The organism is Dellaglioa sp. CoH-57-MRSF-18, from assembly GCF_056781995.1.
The window spans coordinates 130755-145761 of sequence record NZ_JBXAXX010000001.1; the positions used below are offsets into that span (position 1 = coordinate 130755).

Annotated in this window: 11 protein-coding genes and 1 pseudogene; 6 read left to right on the top strand and 6 right to left on the bottom strand. The window is 34.1% G+C overall.

All coding sequences use genetic code 11. The features are described 5' to 3' along the window. Positions 1-12: 12 nt before the first annotated feature. Together AC1RPG_RS00605 and AC1RPG_RS00610 are read right to left on the bottom strand one after the other, a co-directional pair. Positions 13-2040 carry a copper-translocating P-type ATPase gene (locus AC1RPG_RS00605; RefSeq protein WP_481761140.1) on the bottom strand — a complete coding sequence of 676 codons (2028 nt, stop codon included), beginning with the start codon at positions 2038-2040 and terminating at the stop codon, positions 13-15. Between the two features lie 205 nt (positions 2041-2245). Continuing rightward, a pseudogene (locus AC1RPG_RS00610) lies at positions 2246-4239 on the bottom strand (PTS sugar transporter subunit IIABC). 195 nt (positions 4240-4434) lie between these two features. Here AC1RPG_RS00610 and treR point away from each other — a divergent pair. Together treR and treC are read left to right on the top strand one after the other, a co-directional pair. Then, positions 4435-5157, top strand: coding sequence for a trehalose operon repressor (gene treR / locus AC1RPG_RS00615; RefSeq protein ID WP_481760945.1), 723 nt, complete (start codon positions 4435-4437; stop codon positions 5155-5157). 17 nt (positions 5158-5174) lie between these two features. After that, entirely contained in the window at positions 5175-6821 is a 1647-nt protein-coding gene (gene treC, locus AC1RPG_RS00620; RefSeq protein ID WP_481760946.1) for an alpha,alpha-phosphotrehalase, read from the top strand. A 62-nt stretch (positions 6822-6883) separates the two neighbouring features. Here the strand turns inward: treC and AC1RPG_RS00625 are convergent, their stop codons facing one another. Then, on the bottom strand, positions 6884-8191 hold the full coding sequence (locus AC1RPG_RS00625) for a sialate O-acetylesterase (RefSeq protein WP_481760947.1): 1308 nt from the start codon (positions 8189-8191) through the stop codon (positions 6884-6886). A 311-nt stretch (positions 8192-8502) separates the two neighbouring features. Here AC1RPG_RS00625 and AC1RPG_RS00630 point away from each other — a divergent pair, with 311 nt between their 5' ends. From AC1RPG_RS00630 to AC1RPG_RS00645, 4 genes are all read left to right on the top strand, one after another. Then, positions 8503-9828, top strand: coding sequence for an MATE family efflux transporter (locus AC1RPG_RS00630; protein ID WP_481760948.1), 1326 nt, complete (start codon positions 8503-8505; stop codon positions 9826-9828). Positions 9829-9847: 19 nt separating this feature from the next. Next, on the top strand, positions 9848-10195 hold the full coding sequence (locus AC1RPG_RS00635) for a VOC family protein (protein WP_481760949.1): 348 nt from the start codon (positions 9848-9850) through the stop codon (positions 10193-10195). 152 nt (positions 10196-10347) lie between these two features. Next, positions 10348-11004 carry an ABC transporter ATP-binding protein gene (locus AC1RPG_RS00640; RefSeq protein ID WP_481760950.1) on the top strand — a complete coding sequence of 219 codons (657 nt, stop codon included), beginning with the start codon at positions 10348-10350 and terminating at the stop codon, positions 11002-11004. After that, complete coding sequence (locus AC1RPG_RS00645; RefSeq protein ID WP_481760951.1) at positions 10997-11755, top strand: ABC transporter permease; 759 nt, start codon at positions 10997-10999, stop codon at positions 11753-11755. The genes AC1RPG_RS00640 and AC1RPG_RS00645 overlap by 8 nt, the downstream gene beginning before the upstream one ends. 63 nt (positions 11756-11818) lie before the next feature. Here the strand turns inward: AC1RPG_RS00645 and AC1RPG_RS00650 are convergent, their stop codons facing one another. The 3 genes from AC1RPG_RS00650 to AC1RPG_RS00660 all read right to left on the bottom strand — a co-directional run bounded on the left by AC1RPG_RS00650 (position 11819) and on the right by AC1RPG_RS00660 (position 14979). Continuing rightward, positions 11819-12478 carry an ABC transporter ATP-binding protein gene (locus AC1RPG_RS00650; protein ID WP_481760952.1) on the bottom strand — a complete coding sequence of 220 codons (660 nt, stop codon included), beginning with the start codon at positions 12476-12478 and terminating at the stop codon, positions 11819-11821. 21 nt (positions 12479-12499) lie between these two features. Next, complete coding sequence (locus AC1RPG_RS00655; protein WP_481760953.1) at positions 12500-13954, bottom strand: ABC transporter permease; 1455 nt, start codon at positions 13952-13954, stop codon at positions 12500-12502. Between the two features lie 155 nt (positions 13955-14109). Then, positions 14110-14979 (bottom strand): DegV family protein, encoded by an 870-nt coding sequence (locus tag AC1RPG_RS00660; protein WP_481760954.1) that lies wholly within the window; start codon positions 14977-14979, stop codon positions 14110-14112. Between the last annotated feature and the right edge of the window lie 28 nt (positions 14980-15007).

Here is a 15007-nt window from a genome sequence, read left to right on the forward strand (position 1 = left end):
TTTTTTTATCTCTTAATCGTGTAACATCATTGCATTAATTGCAACAACAATTGTACTTAACGACATCACAACTGCACCCACTAATGGACTTAAAATAAAGCCAATTGGTGCTAAAACGCCGGCAGCCAATGGTAATGCAATAATATTATAACCTGCACCCCACCAAAGATTTTGAATCATTTTCAATCTTGTGTTTCGACTTAATTTCAAAAATTTTATGATATCCATCGGATTACTTTTAACTAATATAACGTCTGCAGAGTCGACAGCAACATCCGTACCTGAACCAATTGCCATCCCTATTGTTGCACTTGCTAAACTAGGCGCATCATTAATACCGTCACCAACCATGATAACGTTATGTCCTTCGCCCTCTAACTGACTAACAATTTTAGCCTTATCTTCAGGCATTAAGTTAGCACGAACATCTACAATACCTAGTTTTGCACCAACTTTATCAGCAGCTTGTTGATTATCACCAGTTAACATAATCACTTTGATATTCATTTTTTCTAATTTTTCGACTAAACCAAATGATTCTGGTTTAATTTGATCCCCTTGAGCAACATACCCAATCACTTTTTCATTTTGAATTAAATAACTAATTGAATCTCCTTCGTTGTCAGAAGCCATTTCATCCGTTAATAACTGTTGTTTATTAACATAAGCTTCAGAAACAATTTTGAATGCATCATCGTTAATATGTCCTTCTAATCCAACACCATTAATTTGTTGTGTTTCACTTGCAGTTGGAATCTCAATTTTTAAATCTTCTGCTTTTTGAATGATTCCTTTACCCAAAGGATGTGTCGATCCACGTTCTAACGACGCCATCAATCCGATAATTTCTGATTCAGAAAACTGATCAGTAAATGTTTTATATCCGGTTACCACGAAATGACCTTCAGTTAAAGTTCCTGTTTTATCAACAAGTAATGTGTCAATTGTGTGTGCAACTTCTAGCGCATTTCTATTTTTGATTAATAAGCCATTTTTAGCTGATAAAGAAGTACTTCTCGCAACAACTAATGGAATGGCTAAACCTAAAGCATGTGGACAAGCAATCACTAGAACAGTTACAAGAATTGATAATGCCTGACTAAATGTCCCTGTAATTAACCATACAATGAATGCTAAAATACCAACAGTCATGGCAGCATAAAATAAATATCCCGCAACTTTATCAGCTAACGTTTCCGTATCTGATTTTTCTGACTGCGCTTTTGTGACTAATTTAACAACTTGAGCTAAGTAACCTGTTTCACCAGTTCCCGTTACAGTCATTTGGATTTCTCCATTACCATTAACTGATCCACCAACGACTTCATCATCTACTACTTTTTCAACTTGTTTCGATTCACCAGTTATCATAGCTTCATCGACGCTTGTTTTACCAGAAATAATTGTTCCATCAGCTGGAATCGTTTCATTTCCTTTAACTAACAGAATATCTCCAACATGAACATTTGTTAAATCAACATCTTCAATTTTTTTATTTTCTCTAACGATATGTGCTTGTTTAGGTAAGAGTTGTGCTAATTTTTGAACAGCATCTCCTGCTGACATAACAGCGTTCATTTCAATCCAATGACCTAACAACATAATGACAATTAACGTTGCTAACTCCCAGAAGAAATCCATAACATGATGACTTGGATCTACAAGATTATTCATCACAACAGCATATAAGCTATACAAGTATGCCACACTAATACCCATTGCGATTAAGGTCATCATTGCTGGCTTTTTATCTGCAAGCTCCATCTTTGCACTATCTAAAAATGTTTTACCGCCATAGAAAAATAATCCAGTACCAATAAGTGCTACAACCCAATCAGATCCAGGGAAAGTAAACTGTAAGGGTAAGTTAATCCCCATCATAGGTGTCATTAAAACAATAGGAATTGCTAAAACTAAAGAAATCCAGAATTTCAATTTTAGATTTCCCATATGCATCATGTGCCCACCCATGTTCATTTGATCGTGGTCCATTCCTTCCATATCCATGTGATCCATACTCATGTGGTCCATATTTTTCATATCCTTATGATTCATATTCATGTGATCCATTTCTTTCATATCTTTGTGATCCATTTATACCGCCTCCATTAATTTATATTTTTAGTTTACACTTGTAAACTTAGATAGTCAAATAATTTATCTGTTACAAAAAAAATGTCAAAGAGATAAATATCCCTTTGACATTTTTATATAATCACATAAACATTTTAGTTAATTTACAATTCTATGCATCTTTACCAATTGTTTTACGACGGTTAACTTCTTTTTCAGCAAGTACATCGGAATCTTTAAATCCAAAGACCCAAGTACAACCAAATGCTACGATTATTGTAACAATTGATGCAATCCAAAAGTTAATTTCGTTACTCATTCCTCCACCAAACTTTAAAGGTGTAAAGAATGAAGGGAATCCGATTAATGAACCAGTAAATCCGTACATATTAACGTTTAATAGTCCGGCTACTAATCCACCAACTGCACCACCAATATTAGCTGCTAAGAAGACACGCCCATATTTTAAGGTAATCCCATAAATAGCTGGTTCTGTAATACCACTGAATGCTGCAATAACTGCACCACCAGATAATTCTTTAATGTTAGCCATTTTTGATTTAATCATAACTGCCATTACAGCAGCACCTTGAGCTACCATTGTAATTGAAACAATTGCATTTAAGTAGCTGTAGCCTTTTGAAGCAATATCGTTTGCGATTAAAGGAACAACTGCCCAATGTAAACCAAAGATAACTAAACATTGATATAATCCACCAATAACAAAACCTGCAATTGGGTAGTTTGCTGTTAAAATTGTGTTTAAAATAATAGAAATACCTGTACTAATTAACGTAATAATAGGTCCAACAATAATGATAATAGCGGCCGAAACGATCATAACTTCTAACAATGGTACAAAAATCATTCGTAAAACTTGTGGAATAACTTTTTTGAGTCCTTTTTCAACATAATGTGCTAACCATGCTCCAGCAATAATTGGGAAAATACTGTAAGTATAGTTAACCATATGAATTGGAATCCCAAATAAGTTAGTATTTAATGACATCCCCAAAAGTTGTCCAAACACTTTTGTTCCTGTTGCAATACCAAAAAGTGAAGGATATACCAAGACACCACCAACAATAGCCATAATAATTGGATCAGATTTTAACTTCTGTGCAGCTGTGAATCCAACAATAATAGGTAAGAAATAGAATGCTGAATCTCCCATGGCTGATAAGAAAATGTAAGTCTGTGATGTGGCTTCTGTCCAACGAAAATCGACAGCCATTTGAAGTAATCCTTTTAAAATACCACTAGCAGCCAATAATCCAATTACTGGCATCATAGAACCTGTGATAACACCAATCAAAGTATTAAATCCAGCATTCAATTTTCCACGGAATGTTGTTGGTTTTTCCTCAGCTGGTGCATCATCGGCAGCATCGACCTCGCCACCTGCGTATGATGTTCCTAATTGTGCAATAACTGCATCATAGACATCAGTAACAGCTGGTCCAATAACAACTTGATATTGTCCAACAGCATGACGAACATCAATTACACCTGTTAAATTTTTAATCACTTCATCGTCTGCTTTACTTTCATCAACTAAGTAAAATCGTAACCGCGTAATACAATGGATTAAACTCTTAATATTCTCTTTACCACCGACTTGTTTGATAATGTCTGTAGCTAATTGTGTGTAATCTTTTGCCATAACTATTCCTCCCCTTTTGCAGTACCAGATCCCACTTCCGTGCCACCTTCAAAAGGTTGTGGTTCCGATAATGTTAATTTGTCTAATTTATCTTGTGTATTTGTAATTACTACCATTAAAACATTGTCTAATTGTGCTTCAGAAACTTGTGTTAAATCCATAGTCCCAAGTAATTCACCACCATGAACACGAGCACCTTTTTTAATATTAATATCAAATGGTGCACCTTTTAAATCAACCGTATCAACACCCATGTGTAATAAAATTTCAAGTCCATTATCCATCGTGAATCCGATAGCATGTTTTGTTGATGCAACCAATGTTATAGTTCCAGATACTGGACTATAAATTTCCCCTGCGGTTGGTTTAAATCCGAAGCCATCACCCATTAATTTTTGAGCAAAAACAGAATCGCTCACATTTTCTAAATCAATTAACTCCCCAGTTGCTGGTGCGTAAAACTTATCATCATTTACCTTTTGTTTTCTTTTAAAAATCGACATTGTTCTCTCCCCCATTTTTTTTAATTTATTTAACTAGATTCGCTTACAGCGATTAAGCGTTTTCAAGTTATCCTTATAATAAACCTGTCTATACAGGATGTCAACGCTTTCTTTTCTTTTAAATTAACATTTATATATACTTGTATAGACTAGAATGTTTATGTTAAAATAACCTTATCATTGGAGGTGACTATTATGACGAACCAAAATAAACATTTAGGTATTTATCAAGATCTTGTCACTAAAATCACACATAATATTTACGCATCAGGAACATTCCTACCTAGTGAAATTCAATTGAGCCATTTATACGGTACTTCTCGCGAAACAATTCGAAAGGCTCTCCAAAATTTACTAACCAATGGCTATATTCAAAAAATTCGAGGCAAAGGATCGCTTGTTTTAGATATTCAACGATTCGCTTTTCCCGTCTCAGGTATTACTTCATATGAGGAACTGAATAAGTCTCTTCAAATGAATTCGGAAACACAAGTTAGACAGTTACTTGTCACAACTATTCCTATAGAGAGTTTTGCACCTAAGTCTGTTGTTGGCGATAAAGCGACATTTATTGAACGTCTACGACTTGTTAAAAATGAACCCAGTGTTATTGATCGTGACTACATACTTTCAGATATCGTACCTGAGATACCTTTAGCAGTTGCCCAAAATTCGCTTTATGATTATTTTGAAAATAAATTAGGCTTAGAAATCAGTTATGCTATTAAAAAAATTACAGTTGAACCAGCAGATACAACTATCCAAAAATTATTAAACATTCCAAAAACAGAATCTGTTGTTGTCATAAGAAGTGAAACCTATTTACAAGATAGTCGTTTATTTCAGATTACCGAAGCTATTCACCGCTCAGATCGTTTTAGTTTTGTTGATTTTGCACGACGGACGAAGAAAATATAACTAATAGGAGAATAACGATGACATTTGAAGATAAAATTATTTATCAAATTTACCCAAAATCATTTTATGATAGTAACAATGATGGCCTGGGCGATTTACAAGGGATTATCGCTAAAATACCTTATTTAAAACAACTCAATATTGATATGATTTGGTTTAATCCTTTTTTCATATCACCACAAAATGATAATGGCTATGATATCTCAGATTATTATCATATTGATCCTAAGTTTGGTACTATGGCTGATTTTGATGAACTTGTTACCAAGCTAAAATCTGTAGGCATCGATGTCATGATGGATATGGTTTTTAACCATACATCAACTGAACATGAATGGTTCCAAAAAGCGCTAAAAGGTGATCCAAAATATATGGCTTACTATTATATTCGTGGAGCAAAACCAGATAGCTCGCTTCCAACTAATTGGGATTCTAAATTTGGTGGTCCTGCATGGGAAGCTTTCGGAAATACGGGTAAGTACTACCTTCATCTCTACGACCCAACTCAAGCAGACTTAGATTGGCATAATCCAGCAGTTCGAAAAGAAATGGCCAAGATTGTTAATTTTTGGCGCAACAAAGGTGTTAAAGGTTTCCGATTCGACGTTATCAATGTCATCGGTAAAGATGTCAATTTACTTGATGCACCTTATGGTACTGATAGTAGACTTATGTATACAGATAAAAAAATAGTTCATCAATATCTACAAGAACTTAACGAATCTAGTTTTGGTCAAGACCCTGATGCTGTGACCGTTGGTGAAATGTCTTCTACTTCAATCGATAATTGTATTGAATACACGTTAGGCAAAAACAACGAGTTATCAATGGTCTTTACCTTCCACCATTTAAAAGTTGACTATACCCATGGAAATAAATGGACGACGATGCCTTTTGACTTTATGAGTTTAAAAAACATTCTAAATGATTGGCAATTAGGTATGACAGCTGGTCATGGTTGGAACGCTTTATTTTGGAATAATCATGATCAGCCTCGTGCTATTAATCGTTTTGGTGATCCCGTCCATTTTCGTGAAAAATCTGCCGAAATGCTAGCGACAACTATTCATTTATTACGTGGAACGCCTTTTATTTATATGGGAGAAGAAATTGGGATGAGCGATCCTCAATATCAGCATTTATCTGATTATAATGATATTGAAACCAAAAACATTTACCCAACATTATTAGCGAAAGGACTCAGTGAAACTGAAGCCTTAGACATTATTCAAGCAAAATCTCGTGATAATAGTCGTACTCCCATGCAATGGAATAACTCTGAGTATGCAGGGTTCTCAGCTGAAAAACCATGGTTGATGCCAATGAATCAGTCTATCGTCAACGTTCAAAATGAATTAGTACGCGGCGAAATATTTAATTACTATCAACAACTAATTAAATTACGTAAGACTCTGCCAATTGTCTCTGTTGGTGATTATCAACCTCTTTTAATGGACGATACTCAAGTTTTTGCTTACCAAAGAATACTAAAAAATCAACGTTTAATTGTTTTAAATAATTTCTATGGTACAACGACAACGATTACTTTACCTGCATTTACCGGGGAAATATCAACTGTCATCAATAATTATCCAACCGATATCAAATTAGAAACAGCTATGACGTTAGCTCCATATCAGTCAGTTGCCTTTTTGATTGACTAACTAAAATAAAGCAGCCTTGCAATTTTAAATTGTAAGGCTGCTTTATTTAGAACTTATTAAGATTAATCAAAGTAGATTTTAAAAGGACTAACTGGAATATGGTTTTCGTTCCATAAGCCGGCAGAAGTTACATTTGCATATGCATACTGTAAGCCAATTGATTCTTCTTCTAATCGAATCTTGATATCATTTGTACCTAAATCAATCACTGCAGGTTTTAAAACATCCCCTGGCATGATCCATTTTAAATCAATATCATTTGTTGTTTCAAGTTGTTCACAATTTGAAAAGTTAAGACGCATTTGTTTTACATCAGCTGAAATTTCAGATAATTGTGGACTTGTTTGCATTTCATCGAATTTACCAAAATTAGAATATAATTCGATTACACGATAACCTAATTGTCTTTTACTACTTGGATGAATCTCGTTAGCTGAATCTTCATCCATAGCTGTAACTAAGTAAACCCGATTTTCTGTTGCTGCAAACTTTTGTTGTGCATCGCGAATTTCAGCCCATGAATTAGCTATCTTATGATTATATTGTGGTAACTGAATAATATAAGTTGGTAATTTATTTTGTTTAAGCGTTTTGCGCCATTCACGGATTAATTTTTTCAAAAGTAACCCATAATGTTTTGTATCTATTCCTGCATCTCGTTCACCTTGATACCAAGTTAACAATTTAAATCGGTAAGGACCCACTTGTGATAACATCGTATCGTATAAATTATCGGATTCTTCTAAACTTGGAATTTTAGTATCAACATAAGCTGCTTTTAAAGTCTCGTTATTTATTAGTGTACTTTCTGATACCCAACTTGCAGCTGAAGTCCCATTTTTAGCACATAATACAAGGCCAATTGGTGTGTATTCATCATATTGACGAACCTTCTTAGCCATATAATAGCCTAATGCTGTAACGTTACCAATATTTTCTTCATCAACAATTTGCCATGGATTTTCTTCTGTTGATTGCTTTTCAGGTATATTGATAAAACGTAAATTCATCATTGGCATTGTTTTATTATGATCAAATTCATCATCTTTAGCCATTTTGAAGTTAGCATTTGATTGTCCAGCAATCAAGAATACATCTCCAAATTGTACGTCGCGTAAAATTATTTTATCTGTTCCTGATTTAACTAGAACGGTCACAATTGTAGGTGCTAAAAATGAGATACTTTCAATTAAAAAGTATCCTGTATCATCAGCAATTCCTGTTTCAATTGTATCTTCGCTACCGCCCATTGAAATCGTTACAGTTACTTCTTGATTGGGTTCTGCATAACCAAAAAAACGTGTTGTCTGATCTTGTTGCATAACCATATGATTAGTAAATAGTGGTGCTAATCGCAATGTTGTTGCCACTGTTAAACCCTTCTTTCTAGTCGCTGTCCATTAAGTATCCTTTACAATTATAACATAAGATAAGCCTCTATCGACTTTTTATCAAATGGATTAGTCAGCTACTTTGACTATTATTTAGTTGTTTGTCCTAGCTATTTTGAATAATAGTTGCTAGAATAAAGACAGTCAAAACAGTGTAAAATCGCCGGGTTTTACAAAAATAATAGTTATCACATCCAAGAGGCCATTTTTTAATGAAGGATGTTGGTACCTATTTTTTATTGTCCATTATTATAAGATTATAAAAAATAGGTACCGATAAGGAGCTCAAAATGAATAATCAAACGGTTTCTATCCGTCGTGAACTTTCAGGTTACGTCACACGGAACGTTTTAAGTACTTTAGGTTTATCTGTGTATCTTCTGGCAGATACATATTTCATTGCTAATGCGGTTGGAACAACTGGTTTAGCGGCTTTAAATATTGTATTACCCCTCTTTAATTTATTAAATGGCGTCGGGTTGTTACTCGGAATTGGTGGTGCAACTTTATTTTCTATTTTAAAGATTAAGGATCAAAAAGCGAGTCAAAAAATTTTCACACAGGTTTTAATTGTTGGGATTATTTTCGGCCTAGCTTTCTCAGTCTTAGGCTTTTTATTCATGAAACCTTTACTCTATTTTTTAGGTGCAAACGCAGGAACTTACAAATTAGCTGCTGAATACCTAACTTATATTTTGCTAGCTGCACCATTCTTTGCTTGTAATTATCTCGTTTTAAGTTTCATTCGAAACGATAATAATCCACATTTATCGATGGTTGCCATGTTAGTATCTAGTTTATTCAATATCATTTTTGATTATATTTTTATGTACCCATTACATCTTGGTATGGGTGGTGCTGCAATGGCAACTGCTGTTTCTCCAATTGTTGCTTTAGCTATATTAACCTTCCATCGTAAAAAGGAAGGACGTCTTTTAACGCTCCAACGAACGTCTATTCACTTTAAGACAATAAAAAAAGTTGTTCAATTCGGGTTCCCTGTCTTTCTAACTGAAATGAGTACAGGTGTCAGCATTTTTGCTTTCAACCTTGTCATTTTAAGTTTAGCGGGAAATACAGCTGTCGCAGCCTATGGAATTATCGCAAACATCGTCTTAGTCGCTTTATCACTTTTTAATGGTGTTGCCCAAGGAATTCAGCCTTTACTCAGTCGAGAATTTGGAATTCGGAATTGGCCAGAAGTTAAGCAAATATTACGTTTTGGGTTAATTGTTAGTTTTATTATTGGCACAATTTTATACCTTACATTGACCTTTGAAAAAGATCCTATTATTGCATTATTCAATAATAGTAACAACCAAGAGTTAATCCATTATGCTGAAATAGGCATTCCAATCTACTTCTTAAGCTTATTTGGATCATCCCTTAATGTTGTGTTTAGCATGTTTTTCTCAGCGATTGGCGAACCCAAACATGCACTTATTCTAGCTATCTTGCGCGGTTATGTCTTACTACTAGGCTTATTATTTATTTTTGCCCACTTCTTCAACTTAACTGGTGTTTGGGTTGCTTTACCCGTCACAGAATTAATCATTGTCGTCATCAGTACTGTATTCCTATTCAGTTTCTTTAATAAACAAATTAAAAAACAATAAAAAGAAGGTTTCTTATTTTATGAAAGTTAAACGTTTTGAAGCAATCACAATTCCCGTAACTGATGTCCAAAGAAGTTTACGTTTTTATCATGAAGTTTTTGATATGACTATGATTGAAAATAGTGAGTTACCTACTGTTCATTTTGGCCATCAAAAAATTATTTTTGAGCCATCAACTAATGTTATTCCAATGACACTTAGTTTCGTCGTTAGTGATTCAATGACCGCTATGGAAAATCACTTGAAAAATTATTTTGTGACTATTATCTCTGGCCCGATTGAAAAGCAAGATGTTAAAAATGCACAATCGATTACAATTTCAGATCCAGATCAGCATATAATCGAATTAATTAGTTATCAGAAATAGATTTACTAAGCTAACATCTAAGCGATGTTAGCTTTTTTACTACTATTAGGTTTTTAAATCTATATGCTTAGATTCTCTAAAATACTTTTCTTTATTCCCACAGCTAAACATGGTAATCTGAAAATGAGTTATATCAGAAAGGCGGTCCTACTATGCAACCTATTATTGATTTACAAGATATTTCACTAGAACTTAGTAACCAATCAATCTTGAACCACATCTCTTTTCAAGTAAACCCTGGAGACTTTTTAACAATCACCGGTCCATCTGGAAGCGGTAAAAGTACCGTTTTGAAATTAATCGCTGGTTTAATTTCAAGAACATCTGGTGATATTAAGTTCAATGAAAAATCAATTGACAGTTATGACCCAATCGAATATCGTCGGATTGTTTCTTATTGCTTCCAAACCCCCGTTTTATTCGGCGAAACCGTTAAAGACAATCTGGAGTTTCCTTATATCGTTCGTAAGCAAGACTTCGATGAATCTCGTGCCATTTCTGAATTAGAATCCGTAGGCTTACCCAGCAGTTATCTTCAGAAATCAATAAATGAACTATCTGGTGGCGAGAAGCAACGTGTTGCCTTAATTCGTAATTTAATCTTTTTACCCAAAATCTTACTGCTTGATGAAATCACAAGTGCTTTAGATTCAGAAAGTAAAAACATTATACACGCATTAATTAATCGTTTAAATGACTCAAATAAAATCACTATTATCGCTGTTACTCATGATGATAATGAAATAAAACTGGCTGATCAATTAATTAATATCGAGGCCGGAAAAATAACGGAGGTTAGACATGCATAATTTAGCCGTTAATAATCTTTCTCTCGTTTTCGCTTTTTCATTAGTACTTGTCTCACTAGGAATTGTATATAAAGAAAAATTAGGCCTAGCAAAAGATATTATTTATAGTGTCATTCGTGCAATTATCCAATTAGTCATCGTCGGATACATTTTAAAGTACGTCTTTAATATTAATAATATTATTCTAACTTTAGTTATGATGTTCATTGTTTTCTTTAACGCTGCGTATAGTGCACATAAAAAAAGCGCAGGAATTCCACATAGTTTTCGTATTTCGTTCATTGCCATTTTTTGTAGTACGTCCGTTACACTTGGCCTTTTACTACTAGCTGGAACGCTTAAATTTATTCCTTCACAAATTATTCCAATTACTGGTATGATTGCTAGTAATTCAATGGTTGCGATTGGTCTTTGTTACCGTAACCTTAACAGTAATTTCCGTGATCAACGCCAACAGATTTTAGAAAAACTAGCACTCGGTGCAGATCTCAAACAAGCAGCATACCCTATTATCCGTGAAAGTATCAAAACAGGGATGTCGCCTACTATTGATTCAGCTAAAACGGTTGGTATCGTTAGTTTACCTGGAATGATGTCTGGGTTAATCTTCGCCGGTGTTGATCCTGTCTTTGCGATTAAATACCAAATCATGGTCACTTTCATGTTACTTTCAGCAACAAGTATCTCATCAATTAGTGTTTGTTATCTTTCATATAAACAATTTTTTAATGATAAGAAGCAACTACGATAAATTAAATATCAATCAACTAAAATAGCCATATGTATAAGTTTTCCTTATACATATGGCTATTTCTTACTCTATAACTTGAAACTCACGGTCCTTCAATACATATTGCGTATCACACATTTTAGCAACATCTGGTTCATGCGTTACAATGATGACACATTTATCTTGTGATTTAGCTAAATCTTGAAGTAATTCAATAATTTCTTTCGTATTAACTTCATCCAAATTACCGGTCGGTTCATCAGCTACGACTAATCGTGCGTCACAACACATCGTTCTGACAACAGCGACTCGCTGTTGTTGCCCACCAGAAAGATGTTGAACGTTCTTCTTAGCCATATCCTCATCAATACCAACTTTTTTCAACATATCAAAGGCATATTGTTTATCACCAGCATGTGTTGCTCCGGTAATGTCCATCGCAGTCATTAAGTTTTCCAACGCTGACATATAAGTAAATAAATTATAGGATTGGAAGATAATCGAGACATCTTTATTTCGATAATGAGTTAATCCGATTTTATTGATTGCCTCACCTTCATATATAATTTCTCCAGATTTTGGTTTATCTAAACCAGCAATTAGTGAGAGAAATGTTGTTTTTCCTGAGCCACTACTACCGACAATTGCATATGATTTACTTCTTTCAAAAGTTAAATTAACCTTTTCAAATAAGGGGTTATCCTTATTTTCATACCAATACGCGACATCTTTAATTTCAATCATTTAATCACTCCTTTCTATTATTTATGAAATCAGAATTTTCTTGGGTTCAAGTCGTAAAATACCTAACGATGCTAACATAATCGAGATAAAGATAATTGCCAGACCCATACCACCTAATTCTGCCAAATCTTTGATACTTACAGTTGTGCTTAGATTCTTTAATTTCTCAGATTTAGTTGTCGCTGACTGCCCTGGTATACCACTTGGATCTGTTCCACCAAATTGTCCACCTTTAGTACCACTTGGCGCACCGCCTCCACCTTGCATATCATTTGAAGTTGTAGCTGTTGTAGATGTCGTTGTTTGTTGGCTTATCAATTGATCACCTACTGCATTACCAACGAATTTCCCACCAATTCCGGCAACAACTAATGACACGAGTAGAACCATAAACATTTCAACAAAGAATTGTGCAATAACTTTCCAACGTTTTTCACCTAATGATAGGAGGACACCAATTTCATAGCGACGTTCTCTAATCATTAAAATAACAATTAAGGCAAGAATGATAGTTCCTGCAACTGCGACTAATAGAACAATTTTTTGGGCAAAACTCTTAACATTATTCAATGGTGTCAGCATTGATTGATAAGTACTATCGTTTGTTGACATTGAAAATTTAGATGTGTTAATTAATTTCTTAGCTGCTTTTGTGAAAGTTTCTGACTTGGCTGGATCACTTAATGTATACACAACTGAATCGGCCGTATCTTTATACTTACTACCTTTTAAAGTATTCGCAAATGTGTAAGCTGTATAAATAGTATTTGATGGATCAGTAGCTCCTGGCCCACCCATACTTGTAGAACTAGTTGAACTAGCTTTATAAATACCGACAACTTCAACTTTATACTTCGTACCACCAGTTGATTTCATTGTAATTGTATTGCCCACAGAAATATGGTTAGTAGAAGCAAGTTCTGATTCAATCACAACGTTTTTAGTATTTAAATCACTCGAATTTAAACCACGACCTTTTGTAATTTTGGCACCACTAGTATTTAGTGCACTAGCCGTTGAACTTACACCGGAAATAGAAATATCACCCGTTGTTGCAGAAGTTGCCATTTTCTTGCCGCCCATCCCACCACTTTGACTTGAGGTCGATGTTGTTTTAATGGCATCAAATGAAGAAGCATTAGCTGTAGTTGAAGTGGTGATACTGTAACTCTTCACATTGCTTAATGCACCAACTTTTTTAGCTGTTGCGACTGTTACCCCAGCTAAGTTTAATGATGGTTTAGTGGTTTTTGAGCTTGAAGTTTTCATCTCGCTAAAAGCTTTATCTCGATTAGCTGATAATGTCACCGTTGCACCCGCACTCTTCTTCGCATCATTTGCCGCAGTTGTTGCTGCATTTTGAATAATTAATCCTGCTAAAACGAATAACATAATAGCTGACATAACTAATACAAGTAAAAAAGATCGTCCTTTTTTTGCTTTAAGATTTAATAAAGCACGTTTAAAAAAATTCATATTTATTACCTCCATATTCTCTTAAATTATTTGATAAGAATAAGCATAGCTAATAATTATGAATTATTTTTGAATATTATCAGAACATTTTCGTTTGTTATACAAAAAAAAGTTTTATTATGAATAATAATTCATAATAAAACCGTTTTCTTTATTTAATCTATTAGACTTTTCCAATCTCTCGACCAGATTAATCCTAAACATTTTTCACCTGTGTGAACACCGACAAGTGGTCCAATATAACCCGATTCAAATTTCATTTTAGGAAAACTAGTTCTCAAGTCTTGTCCCCATTCAGCTTGAAGTTCCGGATTATTCGCATCAATTAAATTAATTTGAACTGGATAATCAAGTGAACGTGTTGCTTCTGAGAATTGAGCTTTAATTTCAGAATAGGCATTTTTCATTTTGCGTTCTTTACCAATAGCAACGATTTTACCTTCTTTATCAAAAGTTAAAATCGGTTTAATTTTCAATATGTTTCCAACAAAACCTGAATGATTTGATAAACGACCGGTCCTCATTAAATGATTTAAATCATCAACAACAAAAAGAACCCGTGTTGTTTCTCTTAATTCGGCTAACTTTTCAAGTATTTCCATAACGTTTTTATCTTTATTAGCTAATGTGGCAGCCAATTGAACCATGTTACCCATCCCCGCGCAATCAATTTTCGAATCAAAAACATGCACATTGATGGCCGAAACAGATGATGCGAAAGCTTCAAGATTACCAACTAATCCACTAATACCTGATGATAAATGGATACAAATAACATCTGTATAGCCTTCAGCAGCAAGTGCCTTAAATTTTTCTTCCATTTCACCCATCGATACCTGGGAAGTTGTTGGTAAAACATCTTCTGTTTTTAATAATTGATAAAATTGAGTTGCCGTTAAATCGGCATTTTCATGATAGACATGATTTCCAAATAATACTGGGTTATTTACTACTTTAATATCTAATTGTTCAACAATCTCATCTGTAAGATAAGCTGAACTATCCGTTAATACAGCAATTTTCATTATTTCACATCCCTATTTTTACTATCCT

Bases quoted from the DNA above. Each gene is read 5' to 3' on its own strand.
- treR (WP_481760945.1), top strand. From the start codon at position 4,435: ATGACGAACCAAAATAAACATTTAGGTATTTATCAAGATCTTGTCACT.
- AC1RPG_RS00630 (WP_481760948.1), top strand. From the start codon at position 8,503: ATGAATAATCAAACGGTTTCTATCCGTCGTGAACTTTCAGGTTACGTC.
- treC (WP_481760946.1), top strand. From the start codon at position 5,175: ATGACATTTGAAGATAAAATTATTTATCAAATTTACCCAAAATCATTT.
- AC1RPG_RS00635 (WP_481760949.1), top strand. From the start codon at position 9,848: ATGAAAGTTAAACGTTTTGAAGCAATCACAATTCCCGTAACTGATGTC.
- AC1RPG_RS00640 (WP_481760950.1), top strand. From the start codon at position 10,348: ATGCAACCTATTATTGATTTACAAGATATTTCACTAGAACTTAGTAAC.
- AC1RPG_RS00650 (WP_481760952.1), bottom strand. From the start codon at position 12,478: ATGATTGAAATTAAAGATGTCGCGTATTGGTATGAAAATAAGGATAAC.
- AC1RPG_RS00605 (WP_481761140.1), bottom strand. From the start codon at position 2,040: ATGAAAAATATGGACCACATGAGTATGGATCACATGGATATGGAAGGA.
- AC1RPG_RS00660 (WP_481760954.1), bottom strand. From the start codon at position 14,979: ATGAAAATTGCTGTATTAACGGATAGTTCAGCTTATCTTACAGATGAG.
- AC1RPG_RS00655 (WP_481760953.1), bottom strand. From the start codon at position 13,954: ATGAATTTTTTTAAACGTGCTTTATTAAATCTTAAAGCAAAAAAAGGA.
- AC1RPG_RS00645 (WP_481760951.1), top strand. From the start codon at position 10,997: ATGCATAATTTAGCCGTTAATAATCTTTCTCTCGTTTTCGCTTTTTCA.